This window comes from Microbacterium sp. NPDC087592 (genome assembly GCF_044743585.1).
GTDB lineage: Bacteria > Actinomycetota > Actinomycetes > Actinomycetales > Microbacteriaceae > Microbacterium.
Genome location: NZ_JBIUWT010000002.1, coordinates 106,256 through 124,596, shown reverse-complemented (window position 1 = coordinate 124,596; position 18,341 = coordinate 106,256). Strand labels below are relative to the sequence as shown.

Below are 18,341 nucleotides of genomic sequence, written 5' to 3'. Positions count from 1 at the left end.
GGCAGGCGAGGCGGATGCCTCAGCGGGAGGAAGAACGCGACCGCGCGCGCCTGCAGGTGCACGGAGCGAAGCCCGGGGTGCGCGATCGCGCGCACCCCGGGGTGATCGGCGGGGGGACCGATCGGATCGATCAGCCCTGGGCGATCAGGGCGTCGATCTTGTCTGCGGCGGTCGAGAAGGTCTCCTTCAGGTCGCCCTCGCCTGCCTGCACGGCCTGACCCCACGCGTCGCGGAAGGTCTGCCACATCTCGGTCGCACCGGCGACGTTGGGCACGTCGACCGTCAGCGGGACGGAGGCGGCGAACGTCGACAGCACCGGGTCGCCGGCCAGGAAGTCGCCGGCGATCGTGTCGATGTCACCGCGGATGGGGAACTGCCCGGTGGTCTCGAGCAGGACGAGGTCGTTGTCGGCATCCATCGAGAACTTCGCGAAGTCCCAGGCGGTCTGCTTGTTCTCGCACGAGGTGTAGAGGCCGACGTTCTTCGAGTCACCGAACGTGTACGTCTCGTCGGGCGCGGTGCCGTCGGCGGTCGGCAGAGGCACGATGCCGTAGTCGACCTTGCCGTCGAACGCTCCGGCACCCCACGGGCCCGCGATGCCCATGGCCGATACTCCGTCGGCGAAGGGACCGGCCCAGGCGTCGCCGCTGTACGCCTCGGCCGAGGAGTAGCCCTCGGCGTAGAGGGTCTTCCAGAACTCGAGGGTCTCGAGGCCCTCATCGCTGGTGAACGCGGCGGCGCCGTCGCTCACCAGCTGGGTGCCGCCGGAGTTGGCGAGGAAGAACGGATAGAAGTCGAAGAGCGCGTTGGTGTAGTCGCCGGACGCAGGCGGGTAGAGCGAGTAGTCGGCGGCACCGCTCTCCTTGATCGCCGCCGCGGCCGCGATCACGTCGTCGTAGGTCGCCAGCTCGGGGTTCTCGGGGTCGAGTCCGGCCGCCGCGAAGACGTCCTTGTTGTAGTAGAGCATGAAGGGGTTGGCCTTCCACGGCACCTGGTACAGGTCGCCGTCGGGCGAGCGGAAGCCGTCTGCCGCGGCCCCCGACCGCTCGGTGATGAACGATTCCCCGTCGTCGAAGGTCGTCGAGATGTTGACCAGACCACCCTGCTTCTGGAAGGCCGGCACCGCGGCCGGGGCCGTGTTGTAGACGAGGCACGGTGTGTTGCCCGCCGTGATCGCCGCGCCGATCGCGTCTTCGGACGACTTGCCGGACGGGATCGCGGCGGCCGTGACCTTCTCATCGGGGTGGTCGGCGTTCCAGGCCTCGACCACGGCTTCCGCCCAGGCGATCTCCTGCTCGTTCGTGGAGTACCAGATCGTGATCGGGCCCGAGGTCAGCTCTGCGCTCTCGGGGGCGTCGCCGCCACCGGTCGAGCCGCAGGCGGCGAGGGGCAGGGCGAGGGCGGCCAGGGCGAGGACACCTGCATAACGCTTCATTGCGAGAAACTCCTTCGTTCGGAAGCTCGGGTGACGGCTTCCTTGCTGTCGGGACCGGGCGCTTACGGGAGGCCGGGCACGATCAGTAAACCGGTTTTGTTTCGTTAAGTCAATGCCCGTGGGATCCTCGCGCATCCCCTTGTCTAGCAAGCGATCCTGAACCCTCGCTCGCCATCATAATGCTAAACAGCACTAAACCCGCGGTTGGTTCACGACACCCTCCCCCTGAGCGCCGCCGCCGAGGCGCACCGGCTCATGGATGCCGGTGAGGTGTTCGGGCGCATCGTGCTCGTGCCCTGAATCCGTCACCACCAGGACACTTCTCGTAGAGTCGATTCATGCTTCACACGTTGACGGTGAACGGTCGTCCGACTCTCGAGCACGTCGATCTGGAGCTTCTCGATTCGTACCGTTTTCCGGACGGAGGAGGGTTTCCTGAGTCGTATCGTGCGTTCATCCGGCGTGCGGGCTGGGCTCGACTCTTCGGCCTCTGGCTGATCTACCCACCCGTTCTTCCCGGCTTCGCCGACGGCCTTCAGGGGCGTGGGGAGAATCTCACCGCTCGGTTCCGTTCCGTGTATCGGGAGGGCGAGGAAGAGGAGTTCGAGTGGATGGTCGAGCCCGATGGCGATTGGTCGCGGCCGGTGTCGTTGCGAGTGTTCGGGTGGAGCGAGAACGGTGACGCGCTGCTGTGGGACACTTCGTCGCGCACCCCGGACGGGGAGTTCGCCGTCTGGGAGTCCCGCTCGCTCGATTCGCTCCACCGACTCGGCGGAAGCCTCTCCGAAGCGTTGCCTCTGATCCAGGCGCGGGCTCGCGGATCGTTCGGCGCCCGGGGCCACGACGTCGAACCGCTGCCCGCCGTCCGCCTCTGAGATCCCTCGCGGTCGGCTCGTCAGCGCTCGACCGTGAACCAGGCCGTGGGGCCGTTCGTGAGTGACGGCGCATCCTTCGCCCCGAAACGGGATGCGGCATCCGGCCAGGCGACGAAGTTCCTCTCCGCGCGAGGCGCCACGCTCTTCGTCATCGGGTCGACCGCGAACACGCCCCTCCCACCGGTGCGCGCCACACGCATCAGTTCACGGACGTACTCGGCCGTGCGGCTGTCATCTTCCGGCACGGATGCCCGCAACTCGCCGTTGCGCAGACCGTCATCGTCGGAGCGCGACCGCACGAGGCTCGCGAGGCCGGCGCCGACGATCGCGTACACCCACCCCCGACCGGAGGGGTGACGCACCACATTGTCACGATGGAAGATGCTCTCGGAGATGATGCTCGTGTCCACGAGGGTGATGTGAGGGCCCGCGCACTCGCTCAGTGAGGAGCGAAACGCCGGGGTGTGCGTCTCGGGTTGTTGAGTGGCGTCGACGAACCGCACCGCGGGAAGGCTGGTTCGCACCGCATCGCTGAACTGTTCTTCATCCGCGGGTGTCAGGAAGACGCAGAGCCGGTGGAGCTTCGACGGTGTGCTCATGACACCAGCGGCGACGTGAGCTTGGTCGCTCGGTACGACTGCCCATCTTTCGAGGCACGCCAGCGGCGCCAGTGCTTCGCCGACAGGCGGAAGGGCAGCTGCTTCTGCACGTGAGCGGCAGCATCGTGCAACCGGCCGTCGGCGGGGAACGCGAGCCAGAGCGAGAGGGAGGAGGCTGTCGTGCCGAACGTGGCACGCGCCCCGGACGCGCCGAGGAGACGCCCGTAGCCGTCCACCGCGAACCCACCGAACGCGTCGGCATCGATCCCTTCGTACGGCGCGCCTGTCGCGGGGTCGACGAGAGCCACCTGCGCGTTCCAGACCAGCGAGGCCAGCGGATGCCCATGGGCGGTCACCGCTCCCGAGCCCGCACCGCTCAGGGCGTCGAGCGTGGCATCGACGTCATCGGAGCGAACCCGCCACTGGGTGTGTGTACGCTGCCGGTTCTGCGGCCCACCGAGGTGCGCGGCCGCGAACGCTTCGAACCGGCCTGCGATGTCGGGCGGCCCTCCGGCCCAGAGCTGGAAGGACATCTCCGGCGCACCGATGGTCACCACGGCGGCGTCGAGGAAAGCCTGCACGCTCTCGTGGGCAGTGCGCGGATTCTTGGTGCGAAGCGAATGCGCGCCTCCCGCCGAGGCCGGCAAACCGTCGTAGGTCACGACCTCCTGAGTCAACGTCACCGCTCCATTATCCCGACGACCAGGACGCGCGCGAAGCGTGCGGTGCGAGCGGGACCGGCCCGGCACGGCAGGAGCGACGACAGCTCGCACAACTAATCTGAGTTGTGCGGCGGGGACGACAGCCCGCGGACTCACGGATCAATGGATGAGGACATCATGAGCAAGCGGACCATGGTGCTGCACAGTGCACACCAGGACCAGTTCGACGTGCCGGACAGGGACCTCGTCTTCTATGACCAGCCCTACGACGCCGAGCAGCTGTCGCGCATCACCGATGTGCACCTGTGGTCTCCGCTGGACGGACCGATCGACCGTCTCCCGGAGATCATCTCGGCGATGACGAATTTGAAAGCCCTCAGCATCGGCCCGGGGCGGGTCCTCCCCACCATCGTCACCGAACTGCGGCAGGGCGATCTCCCCGAGAGTCTGGAAGACCTCTCGGTGCACATCGGCGATCGGACCCTGGTGTGGCCGGATGTCGTGGTGCCGAACCTGAAGACCCTCTACGTCGGCGAACCCTTCCGCTTCAAGAACGAGCACTTCCCCCGGCTCCAGGCCCTCTCCCTCTACCCGCAGAGATCTCTGAACAATGTGCGGCAGGCGCTCGAACTGCCGCTGGAGGAATTGAACCTGTTGAACGTGCCCACGGACGAGGGGATCTTCCGCCTCGTCGAACCGGTCGGGCTTCGCCGGCTCGGGCTGATCGGTGGACGCACGCTGACGAGCCTCACCGGGATCAGGGTGCTCCCCCAGTTGGAGTCGTTGCGGCTGAAGAATCTCACCGCTCTCGGTGACATCTCGGAGCTGGCTGCCCTCCAGCGACTCGAGATCGTCAACATCCAGTACTGCAAGAAGGTCACCGGCATCGCCGCCGTCAACGACCTCCCCCGACTGCGCCGGCTTACCCTGGTCGGATGCGGGAACATCGGCCTCGCGACGATCGAGGCGAAGCTGTCGACACTGGAATGGGCCAACACGGGCGCGACCACGTGACCGTCTGCCTGAAGAGACTGCTCGGTAGCCTGGAAGCATGACGGAACTCTTCCGACGTGCCACCGGATGCCTGCAGGAAGCCGGGTGGACGTGTGAGCCGCCGCTGTCCACGGAAGACGGGGTTCTCTCCGCGCTGCGAACGGCACCCGACACGGTGATCCGCTGGGTGTCCTCGTTCTCGCAGTTGTCGAACGCAGACGAGACCGTGTGGTTCTTGTCCCGCCACGACTATTCGACCGGCGCGGAGGATGCCTTCGCGTGGAACGAGTTCGAACAGCTGAGCATCCAGGCGGCGACAACGGATGATGAGTTGGTCGCGGTCGCCCGTTTCTGGGAGCGCCACATACCCATCCTGCTGTCCGTCCGCGACGGATACGAGTACCTGGCAGTGCGCGACGACGGAGCAGTCGTCCACGGAGCGGAGCCGGACTTCGAACAAGCGGTCGTCGTGTTCTCTCGGTTCGAGGATCTGCTGAGGTACATCATCGCGCGGCCGGCAGCACGGAACGACGTCATCGAGAGGCTGCTGTTCGATGCCAGCAGCGTGACTGACACGACGCCGGGCCGCTAGCTCTCGACCTCCGGGTCCAAGGGCAGATCGTCGGCACGTCCCGCCGCCGCGGCGCGCGCATAACGCTGCGCGTACGCTTCACGCGCGGCGTCGGCGTGCTCCTCGCCGTCCCATCGGTCCGGCAACGGCTCGCCCTCACGATGGGAGTGTGTCACGCGCGCGAGACCGAACGCGACGGACGTGTTCAGAAATGTGCACCGGGTGAAGCTCGTGCCTGCGGAGAACGTGGCATCGACGAACGTGCAGTCCGTGAAGGTGGCATCCGAGAAGTCGGCTCCGCTGAGGTCGGCTCCGTCGAAGATGCAGCGTTCGAATCGAGTGTTCGGCAACGATCTCACCGTGCGCAGGTTCGCGCCCGAGAAGTCGCACTCGGTGATCTGCGTGCCGATCGCCAGTCCCTTCAGTGAAGCTCCGCGGAAGCTGCATCGCACGAAGCTGCGGTCGAAACGGGGCTGCCCGGTCAACGACACCGAATCGAACAGGCAGTCGGAGAGCTCGGACTCGAAGAACATCAGGCGGCCGCGCGCACGGCGGAAATCAACGCGGGACAAAGTGACGTACCGGAACTGCAGACCTTCGCGCCCCGATTTCACGCCGCGGAGATCAAGCAGTCCCTCGTCCGTCGCCGGCCAGTCGGTGTCGAACCGATGAGGGCCCTTCAGGATGCGCGCCTGCTCCAGGATCTGCTCCTGCAGCGCAGCCAGCCGCTCTGGTGTCCACCGGCGTGTCAGCTCGGCGTCGCCAGGCGCTTTCACCGGCTCATCCTCTCGCGCATCCTCTCGGCAGCAGGCGTCTCCGCAGCGGGAACGGCCTGAGCGTCGACGGTGGCCTCGTCTTCGATGTGGAAGGCGATCTTCGCTCGCTCCGCGGCCGCGTCGAAGGCAGGGTCACGGGCAGCGATGCGACTCATGAGGTCGGCGATCGCCTGGTGGATCGTCTGCCGCAGGAAGGCGACGGGAGCAGCGGCGGCGCTGACGTCGTCGTTGCTGATCCGGATCTCTCCCGTGGCAGTGCGTCGCGATAGGAACACCCGCGGTGTTCGCAACCCGGACGGCCCGGGCACCGGCGTGATCTCGCCTCCGACCGTCAGGAAGAGGTCGAGACGGTACGAGAATTCCGCCGTGCGCAGGCGCTGCTTGATCCGCGCCATCTCTTCGATGAAGCCCGCCTGCGGCGAGGGACCACCCCACACGGTGCGGAACGTGAGCCGCCCATTCGGTACGTCGTCGATTCCGGAGGAATCAGTCATCGTGCGGCCCCACCGGGATCGGTTCGGTGGCGCCGCCCGGCGTCACGAGCTCATATTCGACGGTGCTCACCGGGGCAGTTTATCGACAGCGGTTCGAGGGCTGCGAGCTGCCAGCGCTGTTGTCGCGTTCGGCTAGAAGTCGAGGAAGCCTGCGACGACGTCGCGCACGATCCCGTCCGCGCCCGGTGTGCCGTAGAAGTACACCGAGCCATATCCCCACAGGTACTCCGCGATAACGTCTTCGAGCTCGCCCTCCACGGGCCACCCGTCCTCATCGATCTGAAAGAGGAAGCGATGCCCGTCGGCGCGCACGGCATCAGCGAATGCCGGCTCGCTCTGGATCAAGACGGGTTCGTCATCGATCCGCACGAGAGCCGGCGTGGACGCGGCGTCCGGGCGTTGGATGAGCGCTGTCGCACGCAGCCCCGGCCAGCCCAGGTCGTCCCGTCCGCCACGCGGCGAGGGGTCATGGACGATCGCCCGCACCGCCATGTTCGGATAGACGACATCCTCGTCTTCGATGCCGAAGCCGGCACGCAGCACCACCGACACCTCACGGCCGCCCGTCCACGACGCGCAGCCCGCGGCGAGAGTCAGCAGATACCGATGCGTCTCCAGAAGCGGATGCGTCTCGATCGCCGATGGCGGAGCGCCACCCAACCGCGCCTCATCCCCGCGATCCGGCAACGCGGGGAACAAGAACGCAGGCATGCGCCCAGCCTATGGGGCACCTCGGCGCGCGGCGACGGATACGACAGAGGCCCGGAATCTCGCGACTTCCGCGTGATTCCGAGCCTCATGTGGTCGGGCTGACAGGATTTGAACCTGCGACCTCAGGACCCCAGGTAGACGGTTCAGCCCCGATCCTTGATTTTCCGGGCTTCTCTGCCCCTCGAAAGACCTTATTTCACATCATGGATTGCCTGGTTTGCATGAATCAGGTCCCGGGCAGGTCCCGACTCTTTGCAGGTTCTCGCATATTCGGAAGGGGTTTGCGTGGGGTTTATTTTGGGGTCCCGAGCGCTCTGTTCTCGACTGAGCAGACTCCAGAAGCACGTTTCTTCCGGCAGATCTGGCACAGGATACGCCTCCCGTTGAACTCACGGAAACGGAGGCGCTCGCTCGCGATTCATGCGGTTGCGACCCGCGCAGACGACTTCCGCGTCACCTTGGGGAAGCGTCGGAGGTTTGGCTTCCTGGAAAACAAGTCATGTACACAAAGTCCACAATTTGCTACACATGTGTCATGAACAGTGCAGATGAGCTCAAGCCGTTCCTGAACGTTCGCGAAACCGCGAAGCTTCTTGGAGTACACGAGAACACGGTCAGGAACTGGGTGACGGCGGGCACCCTCGTATCGGCTCGTGTGCCTGGTTCGAAGCAGCATCGCTTTGCCAGAGAAGAAGTACTGCGCCTTCAGAAGGAACGTGGCTCGAGCGCTTCGTCGGTCGCACCCGCGCTCCGCACGGACGGGCCTGAGCTCATCACCGCTAACGAACTGAACACCTGGGCTGCCCGCGATGATGCGAAGACCGCCTTTCCCGAGCTGATGCGTCGTCTTCTCGCGGTGACCCCCGGGATCAGCAATCTGCAAGTCCGTGCCCACGAGGGTGCGGCTGCCTCTGGTTGGGACGGCACCGCCACGTCTGCAGGTAGTGCGTACCTTCCAGTCGGCGAGTTGCGCTTCGAGTTCGGCACGGACGCCAACCCGAAAGGAAAGGCCCAGCGCGACTACGACAAGCGGGTGCTCGCGCTCCCCGCTGACGCGAGTTCAGTCTTTGTCTTCGCCACGCCGAGGAACTGGGCTGGCGGTAGCGCGTGGGCTTCCGATCGCGCCGCCGAGAAGAAGTTCTCTGACGTGAAGGCCATCGATGCGCACACTCTGGAGAGTTGGCTCCAAGAATCGCCGTCCGTACATCGTTGGATTTCGGAGCGATTAGGCTACCGACCTCGAGACGCACAGACCATCGAACGGTGGTGGCAGGCTTTTCAGGGTCGCACGACGGTGGCGCTCCCGGCTGACTTCTTCGCAGCTGGACGCGCCGCTGAGGCCGACGAGTTGCGTGCAACCCTTACTGCTGCAGGATCCGGCGATGCGATCTTGGCCATTCAAGCGCCATGGCGCGATGAGGCCCTTGCCTTCACGTTCGCCGCCTTGGCTGCGCAGAACGACCTTCTGCACCGGGCCATTGTTGTCACCGACAGCACCGCCTGGCAGCGGCTGACCGAATCGCGGTCTCCTCTGATTCTCGTTCCGTTGTTTTCCGATGCGCCCGACCTCGCGGCCGCCGTCGACAACGGACATCGGGTGATCTTGATCGCCCAGCCTGGCGACATCATTCGAAACGCCAAGAAGATTGAGCTCCGCAAGGTAGACCGCGCAGCCGCTCGCGAGGCGCTTAAGGCCGTCGTGTCCGACTCGAACAAGGCCGAGGCGATGGTGGCCCTCGCGCGTCGCAGTGTACCCGCGCTCGTTCGCTCGATCGCGCGCGAGCCACGCTTCCGAGCCCCAAAGTGGGTCACTGATGCCGATCAAGCCGCTATCCTCGCCCCGCTCGTTCTGGTTGGTTCGTGGACGAACGCTGAAGGCGACCTCGCAGTGATCGAGAGACTGACCGGGCGATCACGCGATAGTATCGATCGCCTTCTGAAGAGTCTCGCCGGCCGTGCGGATGCACCGTTCGTCCGTTCGGGCGGCACCTGGCGTGTGACCTCGCCGGCAGAGGCCGCTCTTCTTCTCCTACCGACGCTCACTGATGGTGAACTAGCGAGGTGGGCCGAGGTTGTCGCAGATGTCCTGTTGACACCGGACCCCTACCAGGGCATGGATGCCGTCGCTCGTCTGACCGCGAGCACCCAAGGCACCAACCCGACCCATTCAGAGACGCTCAGGAAAGGCGTGGCGGACGGACTAGCGCTCGCCACCGCGAGCGACGTCGAGCTTCCCGCTGACCTAGCCATGCAGGGGCGGGTCAGCCGGCTCGTCCACGATCTACTTCAAGCTGCAAACGCCGACGACACAGGAACGACCTGGGCTCGGCTGGCCAGTGTTCTGCCCAGCTTGGCGGAAGCCGCCCCGGAGGTATTTCAGGATGCGGTTGAACTCGACTTGGACCGCGCCGACCCGATTCTTCGCACGATGTTCCAAGACAGCGGCGCGGACACTCTTTTCGGACCATCGTCGCCACACCCCAACTTGCTGTGGGCACTCGAGACGCTGTGCTGGTCGCCGACCTATTTCGGTCGGTCGGCAGCGCTTCTCGGAAGGCTGTCCGCGCTGGATCCCGGTGGTCGGCTAAGCAATCGTCCGATCGAGAGCCTGCAGAATGTCGCCGCGGGCTGGTTGCCTCAGAGCGGCGCGAGCGTCGACGACAAACTCGCCGTGATCGCGCGCCTCATGCAGCGCGAACCTGATGTCGGCTGGAAGCTTGCCCTCGGCGTCTGGCCTGAGAGTCACGCAGTTGCTTTCCAGCCGCACGCTCCGACGTATCGCGACTGGTCTCCCATCCGGCCATCGGTCACCTATGCGGACTGGGGGCATTTCGTTCATGAGCTCGTGATCCTCGTCACCGCCGCTGCTGGGACCGACGCAGCACGCTGGAAAGAGCTTGTTCCGCAGATCGATGAACTGCCGCCTCAGGAACGGGTCGCAGTCCTAGCCAAGCTCCGCGAGGTCGTCGGCGCTCAAGACTGGTCGCCCGACGACATGTATGAGGTTTGGGAAACGCTGAGCAGCGAGGCAGATCGGCACGAGGAGTACTCCGACGCCGAGTGGGCTATGCCCGCTGAGGACGTGGTCACGTTCCGCGAACTTGCCGACGCCCTCGCCCCCACCCAAGATGGGCGCCGGTTCTCCAGTCTCTTCGACTGGCGGGCTCACGTACCCAATCTCAAGCTGGGCGACGAAGGATACGACATCGAACTCGCGCGGCTTCAACGCGAGGCGCTCGACCACGTACTTGTGCTCGGCTCAGACGCACTGCGCTCGCTCACCATCGATGTCAAGACACCCCATGTCGTGGGACGGCTGCTCGCAGGCACGGCCAACGCGCGAGATCAAGAGATTCTCGGGTGGCTGAGTTCATCGGAGCCCAACTTGAATCAAGCAGCGTTGAACTACGTGAGCGTGAAGATCCACGAAGTCGGGATGGAGTGGCTGAAGGAAGCCTTCGCAAGCCCGGCGCTTCAGGAGCCCAAAGCACGAGAGATTCTGATGGCGGCAGTGCCCCTTTCCCGCCAGTACTGGACTGAGGTGTCCTCGCTGGGTGAAGGACTCGAAGAGGCCTACTGGAAGCGAGCTCAGCCCTTCGCTGCGGCCTCTGACGATCGGGCGGAGGGCGTTCGGCGGTTCGTTCAACATGGTCGCCCCTGGGAGGCGATGGCACTTCTGAGCATCATGCTGCATGAGCATCAGGAACCGGAGATCAGTCTCGTCAAGGAGGTGTTCGACGCATTACGTCGAGGAGCGGAGCCGCCCCAGGACACGACGATGAGCGGCTACTACGTCGGCAAACTTCTGGAATACATGGAACAACGGGTGCCCGACGACGACGAGCTCCCAGGCTACGAGTTCATGTTCTTTGAGCTTGTCCACGACCATGAGCCTTCGGGCGCCCTGTATCGGGCGCTGAGCAAGGATCCCACTGACTTCGTCAACATGGTGAGCGCCATCTTCCGCGCGGAAGGGGAGCCCAAACGAACGCCCACACCACAGCAGCAGGCATTCGCGCACCTATCCTTCTCGGTGCTCCGCAAATGGCGCACGCTCCCCGGACTCGCGGACGACGGCAATATCGACGCTGACCACCTCACGGAATGGGTACGCGCCGCCCGCCTTGCCCTCGCGGATAGTGGGCGAGCATCGATCGGCGACGAGCAGATCGGGCAGGTACTTGCCTCGAGCCCTGTTGGGTCAGACGGGGTTTGGCCAGCCGAAGCCGTTCGGGAAGTCATCGAAAACGTAGGCAATGCACGGATCGATACAGGCTTGCACATCGGCAAGACCAATCAACGTGGTGTGACTTCGCGTGGCATGTTCGATGGCGGCGATCAGGAACGTGTACTCGAACAGCAGTACCGGGAGATGGCTAGCAAGATCGCCACAGGGTGGCCACGCACGGCTCGCATCCTGCGGGGCATCGCGGATAGCTATCAGCATGAAGCCCGCCGAAACGACGCAGAAGCTGAACGGATGGGCGACGACGGGTAATGCTCCTCTACCCCTCCACGACGATGGATCGTGGGGAGGCATCCGCGATCCATTCTCACAGCACTCGATCCACGCCGGAAGTATCCCGCAGGGCTGCTCAACTGATCGATCGCCCACCAGGTTGCGCTCTCAGCAAATCTCGGCTGCGGGCGCTACACCTGCCCAGGCTCAGTTTCTCCCTGCGGCTGGCCGATGAGGTCGAGTGAATACTTGGTGAGCGCCGCAGCGAGGCTGAAGTAGCGTTCCTTGTGCCATGGGACCGTAATGTTCTGGGTCTTCGGGCGGGCGTGATACCCGTAACCAGCGATCTGCTTATCCGTCTGTTCCCCGACAACCGGCACGCCCCACATCACCTCTGCCAGGTCCGGGAACATGACGCGGGCGACAGGCTCCCGCCCCGCTCCAACGGCGGTATTAACGCAGTACCGAAACGCCCCGAGTGCGATATCCGCCGCCGAGCTGAGGTTCGACGCGTTGTCGTTGGTCATGCCAAACAGCTTGATCCTGTCGTGTACTCGGATGTGGTCTCCCGAGAACATCCGCAGACCATGCTGGAAAAGGTACTCGAGATGGTCGAAGCGATCGTTGTCGCGATCGATCAGCATGATCCCGTGTGCCCGGTCAGCCACCAGCAGTTTGCGGTAGGCCCCCGCAAGGGTGTTGAGTCCCCAGTCCATCCTCGTGTCGTACGGCTGGTCACGACACAAGTCGTGTAGAACTACTGACACGATCATCCGCACGCCAATCTCCTTGAGGTCGGCGATGACCAGTCGCTTGACTTCGCGGTGCTGATCAGGCGTCACGTATGCGGGTCGCTCATTGGTGTTGAACTTGAAGTTGTCCCCAGGGCGATATCCAAACTCTGCTCTGCGGGCCGATACCGCGCGATCAACCGCGAGAGCGTGCTCGGGAGTAAACACCAAGCCGCCCACGATGAAGAAGTGGCCCTCAACGTAGTCACGGTTCGTCTCGTCAACCATGAACATGTGCATGCGCTCATCGTGGCAGAGGCGATTGGTAACTGGGGCCCTTTTGGAGCCCTTGGCGTTTCGCAGACATACAGAAGGCCCGGAGACTCTTACGAGTTTCCGGGCCTCTATGTGGTCGGGCTGACAGGATTTGAACCTGCGACCCCTTGACCCCCAGGTAGACGGATGAGCTCAGATCCTTGATTTTCCGGGCCCCTCTGCCCCTCTAATGGCCTCATTTCACGTCCTGGCTTGCATGGTTTGCATGTGTCAGGTCCCGGCCAGGTCCCGACTCGTAGTCGTCTGGGGTATACGCGGGGTTTATGGAGGTGTCCTCTTATCCCATTGAGGTGCGTGGCGGCGTTGGCGGCCTGCAGGCCGAGGGGAGACCTGGGCACCAGGGCGCATCTGCCGGCCCGAGCCTCTCCACGGACGGTGACCCCGTCACCTGGCGCCGCTGATCCTCGGGGCCGCGATCCCTTGGGCGAAGACGGCTAGCCGAGTCCTCAGGGGTCATGACGAGGAGGAGTCGGTAGGGTCGGCGAAGTTCTTGGATCACAGCCGGTCTGCGTTGCGGCACAGCTTGGCCGGGTCGAGCCGCTCGTGGATCACGTGCGCCTTCGCCCGCAACAGTGCGGAGAGCCCCGCGACGTATGTGTCGACGGTCGGTCCGTCGTCGAACGAACGGAGCGTGTGCCACTGGCGATCGAGGACGCTGAGCTCAGTACCACTGGTAGCGGAGACAGCTTGTCTGCCGTGGGCACCCGCGCGAAGCCTCGGCTGGTGAAGCGCCGGTCGGCGCGCGCGTGGGACACGACCATCGCTCAAAGCATCGGGCGGCGCATACGGGCATTTGACGCGCTCAGCACTCTTCCTCAGAGGTCCTGTTACAAGCTGGAAGCCGAAGCCAGCGAGTCCACGCCGCTCAGCGACCGTTCACAGGGCGAAGTCGCCCCGCACGCGGACGCTAAGACCCGCGCACGACTCGAACGCCGGTGCCGAAGCCCCATGCCCACGCCCGTGCGATCTGCCCGCTGAACGAGCTGCTCGGCGGTGAGATGGGATGCTGAGATCTATGGACGCATATGCCCAGTACGCCCGATCCCGACGAACCCGTCCCCTCGGGCTGAGCAACAGGCGCTTGGCCGCCATCCTGGGGGACTTCGTATACGAGACCTCAAGTGCAGAAGACGAGTCCCGGCGGTACCTGGAGATGCTTCACGGCAAGGGCAAGCAGGTTCTCACCGGCCGAGACCTGGACTCTCTAGAGCGCTTCACGAGCGAGCACAATCGAGAAGAGCGTCGAGCCGCCGGCATGGAGGAGGAGTACTTCTCGTGGAGCCGTGTCGACGGACTTTCGCGCAAAATCATCCGCACCGCCTCGGAAGCCTTCGCTCGCACAGAACCTGAGTTGACCGAGAACTCCGCCGCGCTGGATCGGATGTTTGCCACGACGAACGCCCTACGCGAGTTCCGAAATCAGGTTGCGCATCGAACTCCGAGTGATGGCGGAGGGCGACTCCACTTCTATCGCCAAAGCGACAGTCCCGTCACCCCGCGTGAGATCTGGGGCTGGACTGAGGTAGCCGCTAGTTACTGGTCAAACCTGACCTCGATCACGAACGCGATCTCGATGGCAACCGGAGTTGTCGCAGGCCAGTGGATGATGATGAGGGATCCCCACCCGCTTCAATGGCCACCAGCCGGCATTTCCATCCATGGCCTACGGGTGATCGAACGAAGCGGTATCTCGGTGCCCGAGCAGAGACTCAGAGATGCCCGGTCGGAGTGGACTGCTGCGACGCGCCGGTGGAAGCTTCAACGTCGATAAACCTCGCCTCACCAGTTCGGGGGCGATGTCACCTACCTTTACCTCAGGGGACCCTTCCCAAACGATCGTTCGGTGGACTGATGGACTGATCGTTGGCGGGCTGTGCAACAGGGGGCTGTCAGAGTTCGGGAAGCAAGTAGCCTTTCTCTCGAGCTGCCGTCATAAGCGGTGCGAGCTCTTCCGGGGAGAGGGACTCACTGAGGCTCTCCGTTAGTCGCGATCGCTCACCGCTGCGTCGACGTTCTCATCGGCGGGTATATGGAAATCGTCCACCCGTACGCTGCGCTCATCTGTGCTGATTCCGAAGACGCACTGAAGAGCCTGACATGCAGCTGTCTTCCCCGACCCGTTGTTGCCGATGAGCGCGGTCAGCGCGGGGTCAAGGTCTATGCGCGTTCTGCCAGAACCGAAACACCAGAAATTGCGGATCGTGACGGATTCGATGTGCATCGTTACCCCCTTTGCGTGCCCCCGTTGCGAGGCCGCTCGCACAAGATCACGATCGGTCCGCGCTTCTCGTGACCCGTGATCGCACCGGGCGGCTCAGCTCCGCCAGCAGGCGCACGGGACTCGCTTTTCCGCCTGCGCGAAGGGCTACGGGTAACGTCATTGGAACGGAAGGAGCTTCGGGATGAACAAGGTGTACCTATGGGATGCCAATGACCGGCTCGATGAGTGTCGCGAACGTGGACGCGACTACGTCACAGAAATCGTCAACGCAGACTATGCGCCGCCCGTTGGCGCCCTCCTCGTTGGAATCGTCGACGTCTCAAGACGCGAGCTCGCCGTGGAAGCGCTCGGCGTAGTCAAGTCCGTCACGCGGGTAGCACAGGGGCGGCGTCGAATCCGAATCGAGCCTCTCCTCCTTATGGATGCGTTGCCGGTCGACGATCTTCTCAGTCAGCTCGACAAGAAGATCCGCGGACGCATCGATCGGGCGGGGTGGCCGCTGGAGCTTCGACCGACGAAGCTGCCCGCTACCGCAGCTGACGCAGTCCTAACATTGCTCCGAAAGGACGAGCTTGTTCGCGAATGGCTTGCATCCCTCGACGATGCACAGCCCGCTGCTGGAGAGCGATTACAGGAAATCCAAGAGTCCCGAGACGCGATCGGCCTCGCCTTGGAGATCGCTGCCCTGCCGGGTCTGGATCAAGCCGTGTTCTCTCGTCAGGGTCAGGGTCTCGCGCCGGAGGACGTGATCGCCTCTGTTATCAAGAGCGCACATCTTGCCGACAACGAAGAAGACCTCATCCCCGAAGACTTGCGACGATTTCAGAAGGACACCAACACCACCCTCGTGGCCGGGCATGTGGCACAGTTCCGAGGAAGAGACTACGAGCTCACCGTGTTCAACGTGAACAAGAAACCGTTCGAAGTGGCTCTCGGGGTCGATCTCATTTACTGGGACACAGTCCACAACATCTTCACGCTCGTCCAGTACAAGCGCCTCGACGCGGACCAGCCGCAAGGCGGAGTCAAGGACTGGGTCTATAAGAACGAAGCGGAACTTCGGCGTCAACTCGGGCTCATGGTCACGCCGTCGTCGGTCGTCAAATCCGCCGCCGACTGGCGGATGACGTCGCCTTACTGGTTCAAGTTCGTCAGACGAGACGCTGCGCGATTCCAGGACACGAGACTTCTCAAGGGAATCTATGTGCCCGCCGACTATCTACGTCTTGCACTCGACGACGGTTCGTTGCGCACCGGGCCGCAGGGAGGGTTCCGCGTCAGCTACGACAATGTCAAGCGCCTTACACGTGCGACCTTCTCCGAACTAATCCGACGTGGACTTATCGGAACGATGTCGACACAGTCCGCCGATCTGGTCAGCGTGATAGGCGACCTCAGCGCCTCAGGACGAAGCGCGATCGTCGCTATCAAGTCACGGTGGGAAGAGTCGGAACAGCTAGAGACGGTTGCCGACCTAAACTCACTTCTCGACTCAACCCCGCCCGATCAAGATCCAACCACCCCAACGACATTCGACGAACTGATCGCCGAGCTCGAGGACTAAGCAGAGCCTAGACGTCGGCTTCCGCACCCGACGGGCGACCGGAAGAGCGCGAGCCGGCAGCGTGCGTCCCGCATGAAACTCCGGCGGGGGGCTGCGGAGTCGGGTGGCGCTTCGCGGGCGGCAACGAATGCGGTACGGGCTCGGGGACGACGTGCTCGCAAGCAACCCAGCCTGCAACAGGTCCGGGCGCAGCCTCGGCAAGTCCGCCCTCATCATCCTCGTCGAACACACCTCGCTGTGCCGCAAAGCCGCTCGCATTAGGCTCTTGAGCTCTGCCTTCGAGCCGGCTCTTATCACCGAGAATGACCTGGGGCGTTAGGCCACCTGGAGGATCTGAAGCCGTCCACTGTATCGGCGCTCGAACGAGATCCTCCCGAGCCTCTAGGCGCCTCGCGCAGCACAGATCAGGGCCGCTCCGACTCGGTACGTCGGTGTCTGCGCGCGGTGTGCTCACTCGTGTGGTGCGTAGACGTTCCCGAAGAACGCCGCGGCGGGGTCAGAGTCCACACTCAGCGGGTGCTCCGCGAGCCTTTCGAGTTGCTCGGCGGACACGGCCACGACGCCGATGGAGCCATCCCAAAACGCCAGCTCTTTCGGATGCACCGGTGGAAGTGCGCCGAAGTCGACCTCATCGGGGTCGGGCCATAAGCGTGCTGCGCGCCCGGCGTCCACCTGAGCGTGCTCGATCGGCCACCCTGGGTGCCACACGATGGTGGTGTTCACGCCGGCGAATCCGAAAGACCGGCTCATGAAGTTGCGGTCGTTCCCATCCACGATCAGCCTCGGCAGCACGATGTGCTGCTTTTGCGAGGGCTCTGCGTCCTCGCCCCGAAGGTCCCTCCTTGTGATGAACACGGAGAACCCTGTCGGCGGTGCGCTTCCGGTTCGCATCCAGTCGAGCCACTCCGCTCGAACGGCCGCGAGCTGCGGTAGGTCCTGGTCGCGCTGAACTCCTGGATGATCGTGCTCGGCAGCGGGATGCGCTGACAGCGACCCGACCTTGAGCAGCCACCGGGCCAAGGCACCGCATTCGTCGTCGGTCAGGATGAGTTCGTCGGGCGAGCTCTGATGTGCGAGCAGCCGCCGGACGACGGGCTTCGCTGGCTTCTCGATCGTCGTGTCCAAGACAGCGTTGCACTCCTCGCACGCCGGGACGTGAACCCCGAGGAGAGCATCTGAGGTCATCGGAGTGACCTTATCGCGCTTCGTGTACGGATCGCCCGCACGAGACGTCGTGAAGGGACCTTGCCCGTGGAACTCGCTGATGAACCAACTCGGCCAGACATGCTCCCCCACCCCAAAGCTCGGGTTCGGGCAGAACACGCATGTCTGGCCGGGGAATCTGTTTCGCATGTAGCAACGATACGGCGGTGATTCTCGGCGCACACGTCACGTCACCGGTCGAGGGAGTGGTGGCGGGCCGCCTGGGAGACTGAAGCCGTGCATAACGAGATCACATGGACGGAACCGCTGATGGAGTCCCTGAGTGGCGGGAGGGGTCCAGCCTTTGCCGATGACGATGGGTTCAATCCGACATGGTGGCGGCGGAATGCGAACTTCGGCCCACCCGAACACCAATGGCGCTCCTATGTTTGGCGGGGCGAAGAGGTCGCACGTCTGCTCCTCGCCTGCCGGTTCTCCAGTCATCTACCAACCAACCTGACCCCTGCCCTCATGATCTGGAGTTTCGAGGTACGCGGAGACCTGCGCTGCAGCGGCGACCACATTGGCACCCGGATCATCGAACAGTTCGAGCACGAGTTCGATGATGAAGAAATCTACGTTGGCCCCACATCTGAATCGATGTCCTTCTGGACGAGGTTCGGTTGGCCGATGTGCGAGTGCGACAGCTGCCGGGGCCGCGACTTCATCGTTCGCCGCCCCTGACATAGCCCAATGGGGCTGAGGCGTCCA

At 64.0% G+C, this 18,341-nt stretch carries 16 protein-coding genes; 7 read left to right on the top strand and 9 right to left on the bottom strand.

The window, feature by feature from the left end; all coding sequences use genetic code 11:
- Positions 1–130: 130 nt before the first annotated feature.
- Positions 131–1,435, bottom strand: coding sequence for an ABC transporter substrate-binding protein (locus tag ACIOTO_RS13565; RefSeq protein WP_400858286.1), 1,305 nt, complete (start codon positions 1,433–1,435; stop codon positions 131–133).
- 338 nt (positions 1,436–1,773) lie between these two features.
- Here ACIOTO_RS13565 and ACIOTO_RS13560 point away from each other — a divergent pair, with 338 nt between their 5' ends.
- Positions 1,774–2,310, top strand: a complete 537-nt coding sequence (locus tag ACIOTO_RS13560; protein WP_400858285.1) for a hypothetical protein — start codon at positions 1,774–1,776, stop codon at positions 2,308–2,310.
- A 20-nt stretch (positions 2,311–2,330) separates the two neighbouring features.
- Here ACIOTO_RS13560 and ACIOTO_RS13555 read toward each other — a convergent pair whose 3' ends face one another.
- Both ACIOTO_RS13555 and ACIOTO_RS13550 read right to left on the bottom strand, forming a co-directional pair.
- Positions 2,331–2,909: a hypothetical protein gene (locus tag ACIOTO_RS13555; RefSeq protein ID WP_400858284.1), complete on the bottom strand. Its 579-nt coding sequence runs from the start codon at positions 2,907–2,909 to the stop codon at positions 2,331–2,333.
- Positions 2,906–3,592, bottom strand: a complete 687-nt coding sequence (locus ACIOTO_RS13550; protein WP_400858283.1) for a hypothetical protein — start codon at positions 3,590–3,592, stop codon at positions 2,906–2,908. Before ACIOTO_RS13550 ends, ACIOTO_RS13555 begins: the two co-directional genes overlap by 4 nt.
- A gap of 156 nt (positions 3,593–3,748) precedes the next feature.
- Between ACIOTO_RS13550 and ACIOTO_RS13545 the strand changes: the two genes are divergently transcribed.
- Positions 3,749–4,585, top strand: coding sequence for a hypothetical protein (locus ACIOTO_RS13545; RefSeq protein WP_400858282.1), 837 nt, complete (start codon positions 3,749–3,751; stop codon positions 4,583–4,585).
- Between the two features lie 37 nt (positions 4,586–4,622).
- Positions 4,623–5,156: a hypothetical protein gene (locus tag ACIOTO_RS13540; protein WP_400858281.1), complete on the top strand. Its 534-nt coding sequence runs from the start codon at positions 4,623–4,625 to the stop codon at positions 5,154–5,156.
- On the opposite strand, the gene ACIOTO_RS13535 is transcribed toward ACIOTO_RS13540, so the two are convergent.
- The 3 genes from ACIOTO_RS13535 to ACIOTO_RS13525 all read right to left on the bottom strand — a co-directional run bounded on the left by ACIOTO_RS13535 (position 5,153) and on the right by ACIOTO_RS13525 (position 7,116).
- Positions 5,153–5,911, bottom strand: a complete 759-nt coding sequence (locus ACIOTO_RS13535) for a pentapeptide repeat-containing protein (protein ID WP_400858280.1) — start codon at positions 5,909–5,911, stop codon at positions 5,153–5,155. The genes ACIOTO_RS13540 and ACIOTO_RS13535 overlap by 4 nt on opposite strands.
- Complete coding sequence (locus ACIOTO_RS13530; protein WP_400858279.1) at positions 5,908–6,405, bottom strand: hypothetical protein; 498 nt, start codon at positions 6,403–6,405, stop codon at positions 5,908–5,910. Before ACIOTO_RS13530 ends, ACIOTO_RS13535 begins: the two co-directional genes overlap by 4 nt.
- 132 nt (positions 6,406–6,537) lie before the next feature.
- Positions 6,538–7,116: a hypothetical protein gene (locus ACIOTO_RS13525; RefSeq protein WP_400858278.1), complete on the bottom strand. Its 579-nt coding sequence runs from the start codon at positions 7,114–7,116 to the stop codon at positions 6,538–6,540.
- A 535-nt stretch (positions 7,117–7,651) separates the two neighbouring features.
- Between ACIOTO_RS13525 and ACIOTO_RS13520 the strand changes: the two genes are divergently transcribed.
- Positions 7,652–11,614, top strand: a complete 3,963-nt coding sequence (locus tag ACIOTO_RS13520; protein WP_400858277.1) for a helix-turn-helix domain-containing protein — start codon at positions 7,652–7,654, stop codon at positions 11,612–11,614.
- A 152-nt stretch (positions 11,615–11,766) separates the two neighbouring features.
- On the opposite strand, the gene ACIOTO_RS13515 is transcribed toward ACIOTO_RS13520, so the two are convergent.
- The gene (locus tag ACIOTO_RS13515; protein ID WP_400858276.1) at positions 11,767–12,606 is read right to left on the bottom strand and encodes a hypothetical protein; all 840 of its coding nucleotides are present in this window, start codon (positions 12,604–12,606) and stop codon (positions 11,767–11,769) included.
- A gap of 1,117 nt (positions 12,607–13,723) precedes the next feature.
- Between ACIOTO_RS13515 and ACIOTO_RS13510 the strand changes: the two genes are divergently transcribed.
- A complete protein-coding gene (locus ACIOTO_RS13510; protein WP_400858275.1) occupies positions 13,724–14,413 on the top strand; it encodes a hypothetical protein in 690 nt (229 codons plus the stop codon).
- Positions 14,414–14,623: 210 nt separating this feature from the next.
- On the opposite strand, the gene ACIOTO_RS13505 is transcribed toward ACIOTO_RS13510, so the two are convergent.
- Positions 14,624–14,863 carry an AAA family ATPase gene (locus ACIOTO_RS13505; RefSeq protein ID WP_400858274.1) on the bottom strand — a complete coding sequence of 80 codons (240 nt, stop codon included), beginning with the start codon at positions 14,861–14,863 and terminating at the stop codon, positions 14,624–14,626.
- 181 nt (positions 14,864–15,044) lie between these two features.
- Here ACIOTO_RS13505 and ACIOTO_RS13500 point away from each other — a divergent pair, with 181 nt between their 5' ends.
- Positions 15,045–16,427, top strand: a complete 1,383-nt coding sequence (locus tag ACIOTO_RS13500; protein ID WP_400858273.1) for a hypothetical protein — start codon at positions 15,045–15,047, stop codon at positions 16,425–16,427.
- A 450-nt stretch (positions 16,428–16,877) separates the two neighbouring features.
- Here the strand turns inward: ACIOTO_RS13500 and ACIOTO_RS13495 are convergent, their stop codons facing one another.
- Complete coding sequence (locus ACIOTO_RS13495) at positions 16,878–17,612, bottom strand: hypothetical protein (RefSeq protein WP_400858272.1); 735 nt, start codon at positions 17,610–17,612, stop codon at positions 16,878–16,880.
- Positions 17,613–17,867: 255 nt separating this feature from the next.
- Here ACIOTO_RS13495 and ACIOTO_RS13490 point away from each other — a divergent pair, with 255 nt between their 5' ends.
- The gene (locus tag ACIOTO_RS13490; RefSeq protein WP_400858271.1) at positions 17,868–18,314 is read left to right on the top strand and encodes a hypothetical protein; all 447 of its coding nucleotides are present in this window, start codon (positions 17,868–17,870) and stop codon (positions 18,312–18,314) included.
- Positions 18,315–18,341: the final 27 nt, after the last annotated feature.

Bases quoted from the DNA above. Each gene is read 5' to 3' on its own strand.
- ACIOTO_RS13565 (WP_400858286.1), bottom strand. From the start codon at position 1,435: ATGAAGCGTTATGCAGGTGTCCTCGCCCTGGCCGCCCTCGCCCTGCCC.
- ACIOTO_RS13560 (WP_400858285.1), top strand. From the start codon at position 1,774: ATGCTTCACACGTTGACGGTGAACGGTCGTCCGACTCTCGAGCACGTC.
- ACIOTO_RS13555 (WP_400858284.1), bottom strand. From the start codon at position 2,909: ATGAGCACACCGTCGAAGCTCCACCGGCTCTGCGTCTTCCTGACACCC.
- ACIOTO_RS13545 (WP_400858282.1), top strand. From the start codon at position 3,749: ATGAGCAAGCGGACCATGGTGCTGCACAGTGCACACCAGGACCAGTTC.
- ACIOTO_RS13540 (WP_400858281.1), top strand. From the start codon at position 4,623: ATGACGGAACTCTTCCGACGTGCCACCGGATGCCTGCAGGAAGCCGGG.
- ACIOTO_RS13530 (WP_400858279.1), bottom strand. From the start codon at position 6,405: ATGACTGATTCCTCCGGAATCGACGACGTACCGAATGGGCGGCTCACG.
- ACIOTO_RS13525 (WP_400858278.1), bottom strand. From the start codon at position 7,116: ATGCCTGCGTTCTTGTTCCCCGCGTTGCCGGATCGCGGGGATGAGGCG.
- ACIOTO_RS13520 (WP_400858277.1), top strand. From the start codon at position 7,652: ATGAACAGTGCAGATGAGCTCAAGCCGTTCCTGAACGTTCGCGAAACC.
- ACIOTO_RS13515 (WP_400858276.1), bottom strand. From the start codon at position 12,606: ATGCACATGTTCATGGTTGACGAGACGAACCGTGACTACGTTGAGGGC.
- ACIOTO_RS13505 (WP_400858274.1), bottom strand. From the start codon at position 14,863: ATGCACATCGAATCCGTCACGATCCGCAATTTCTGGTGTTTCGGTTCT.
- ACIOTO_RS13500 (WP_400858273.1), top strand. From the start codon at position 15,045: ATGAACAAGGTGTACCTATGGGATGCCAATGACCGGCTCGATGAGTGT.
- ACIOTO_RS13495 (WP_400858272.1), bottom strand. From the start codon at position 17,612: ATGACCTCAGATGCTCTCCTCGGGGTTCACGTCCCGGCGTGCGAGGAG.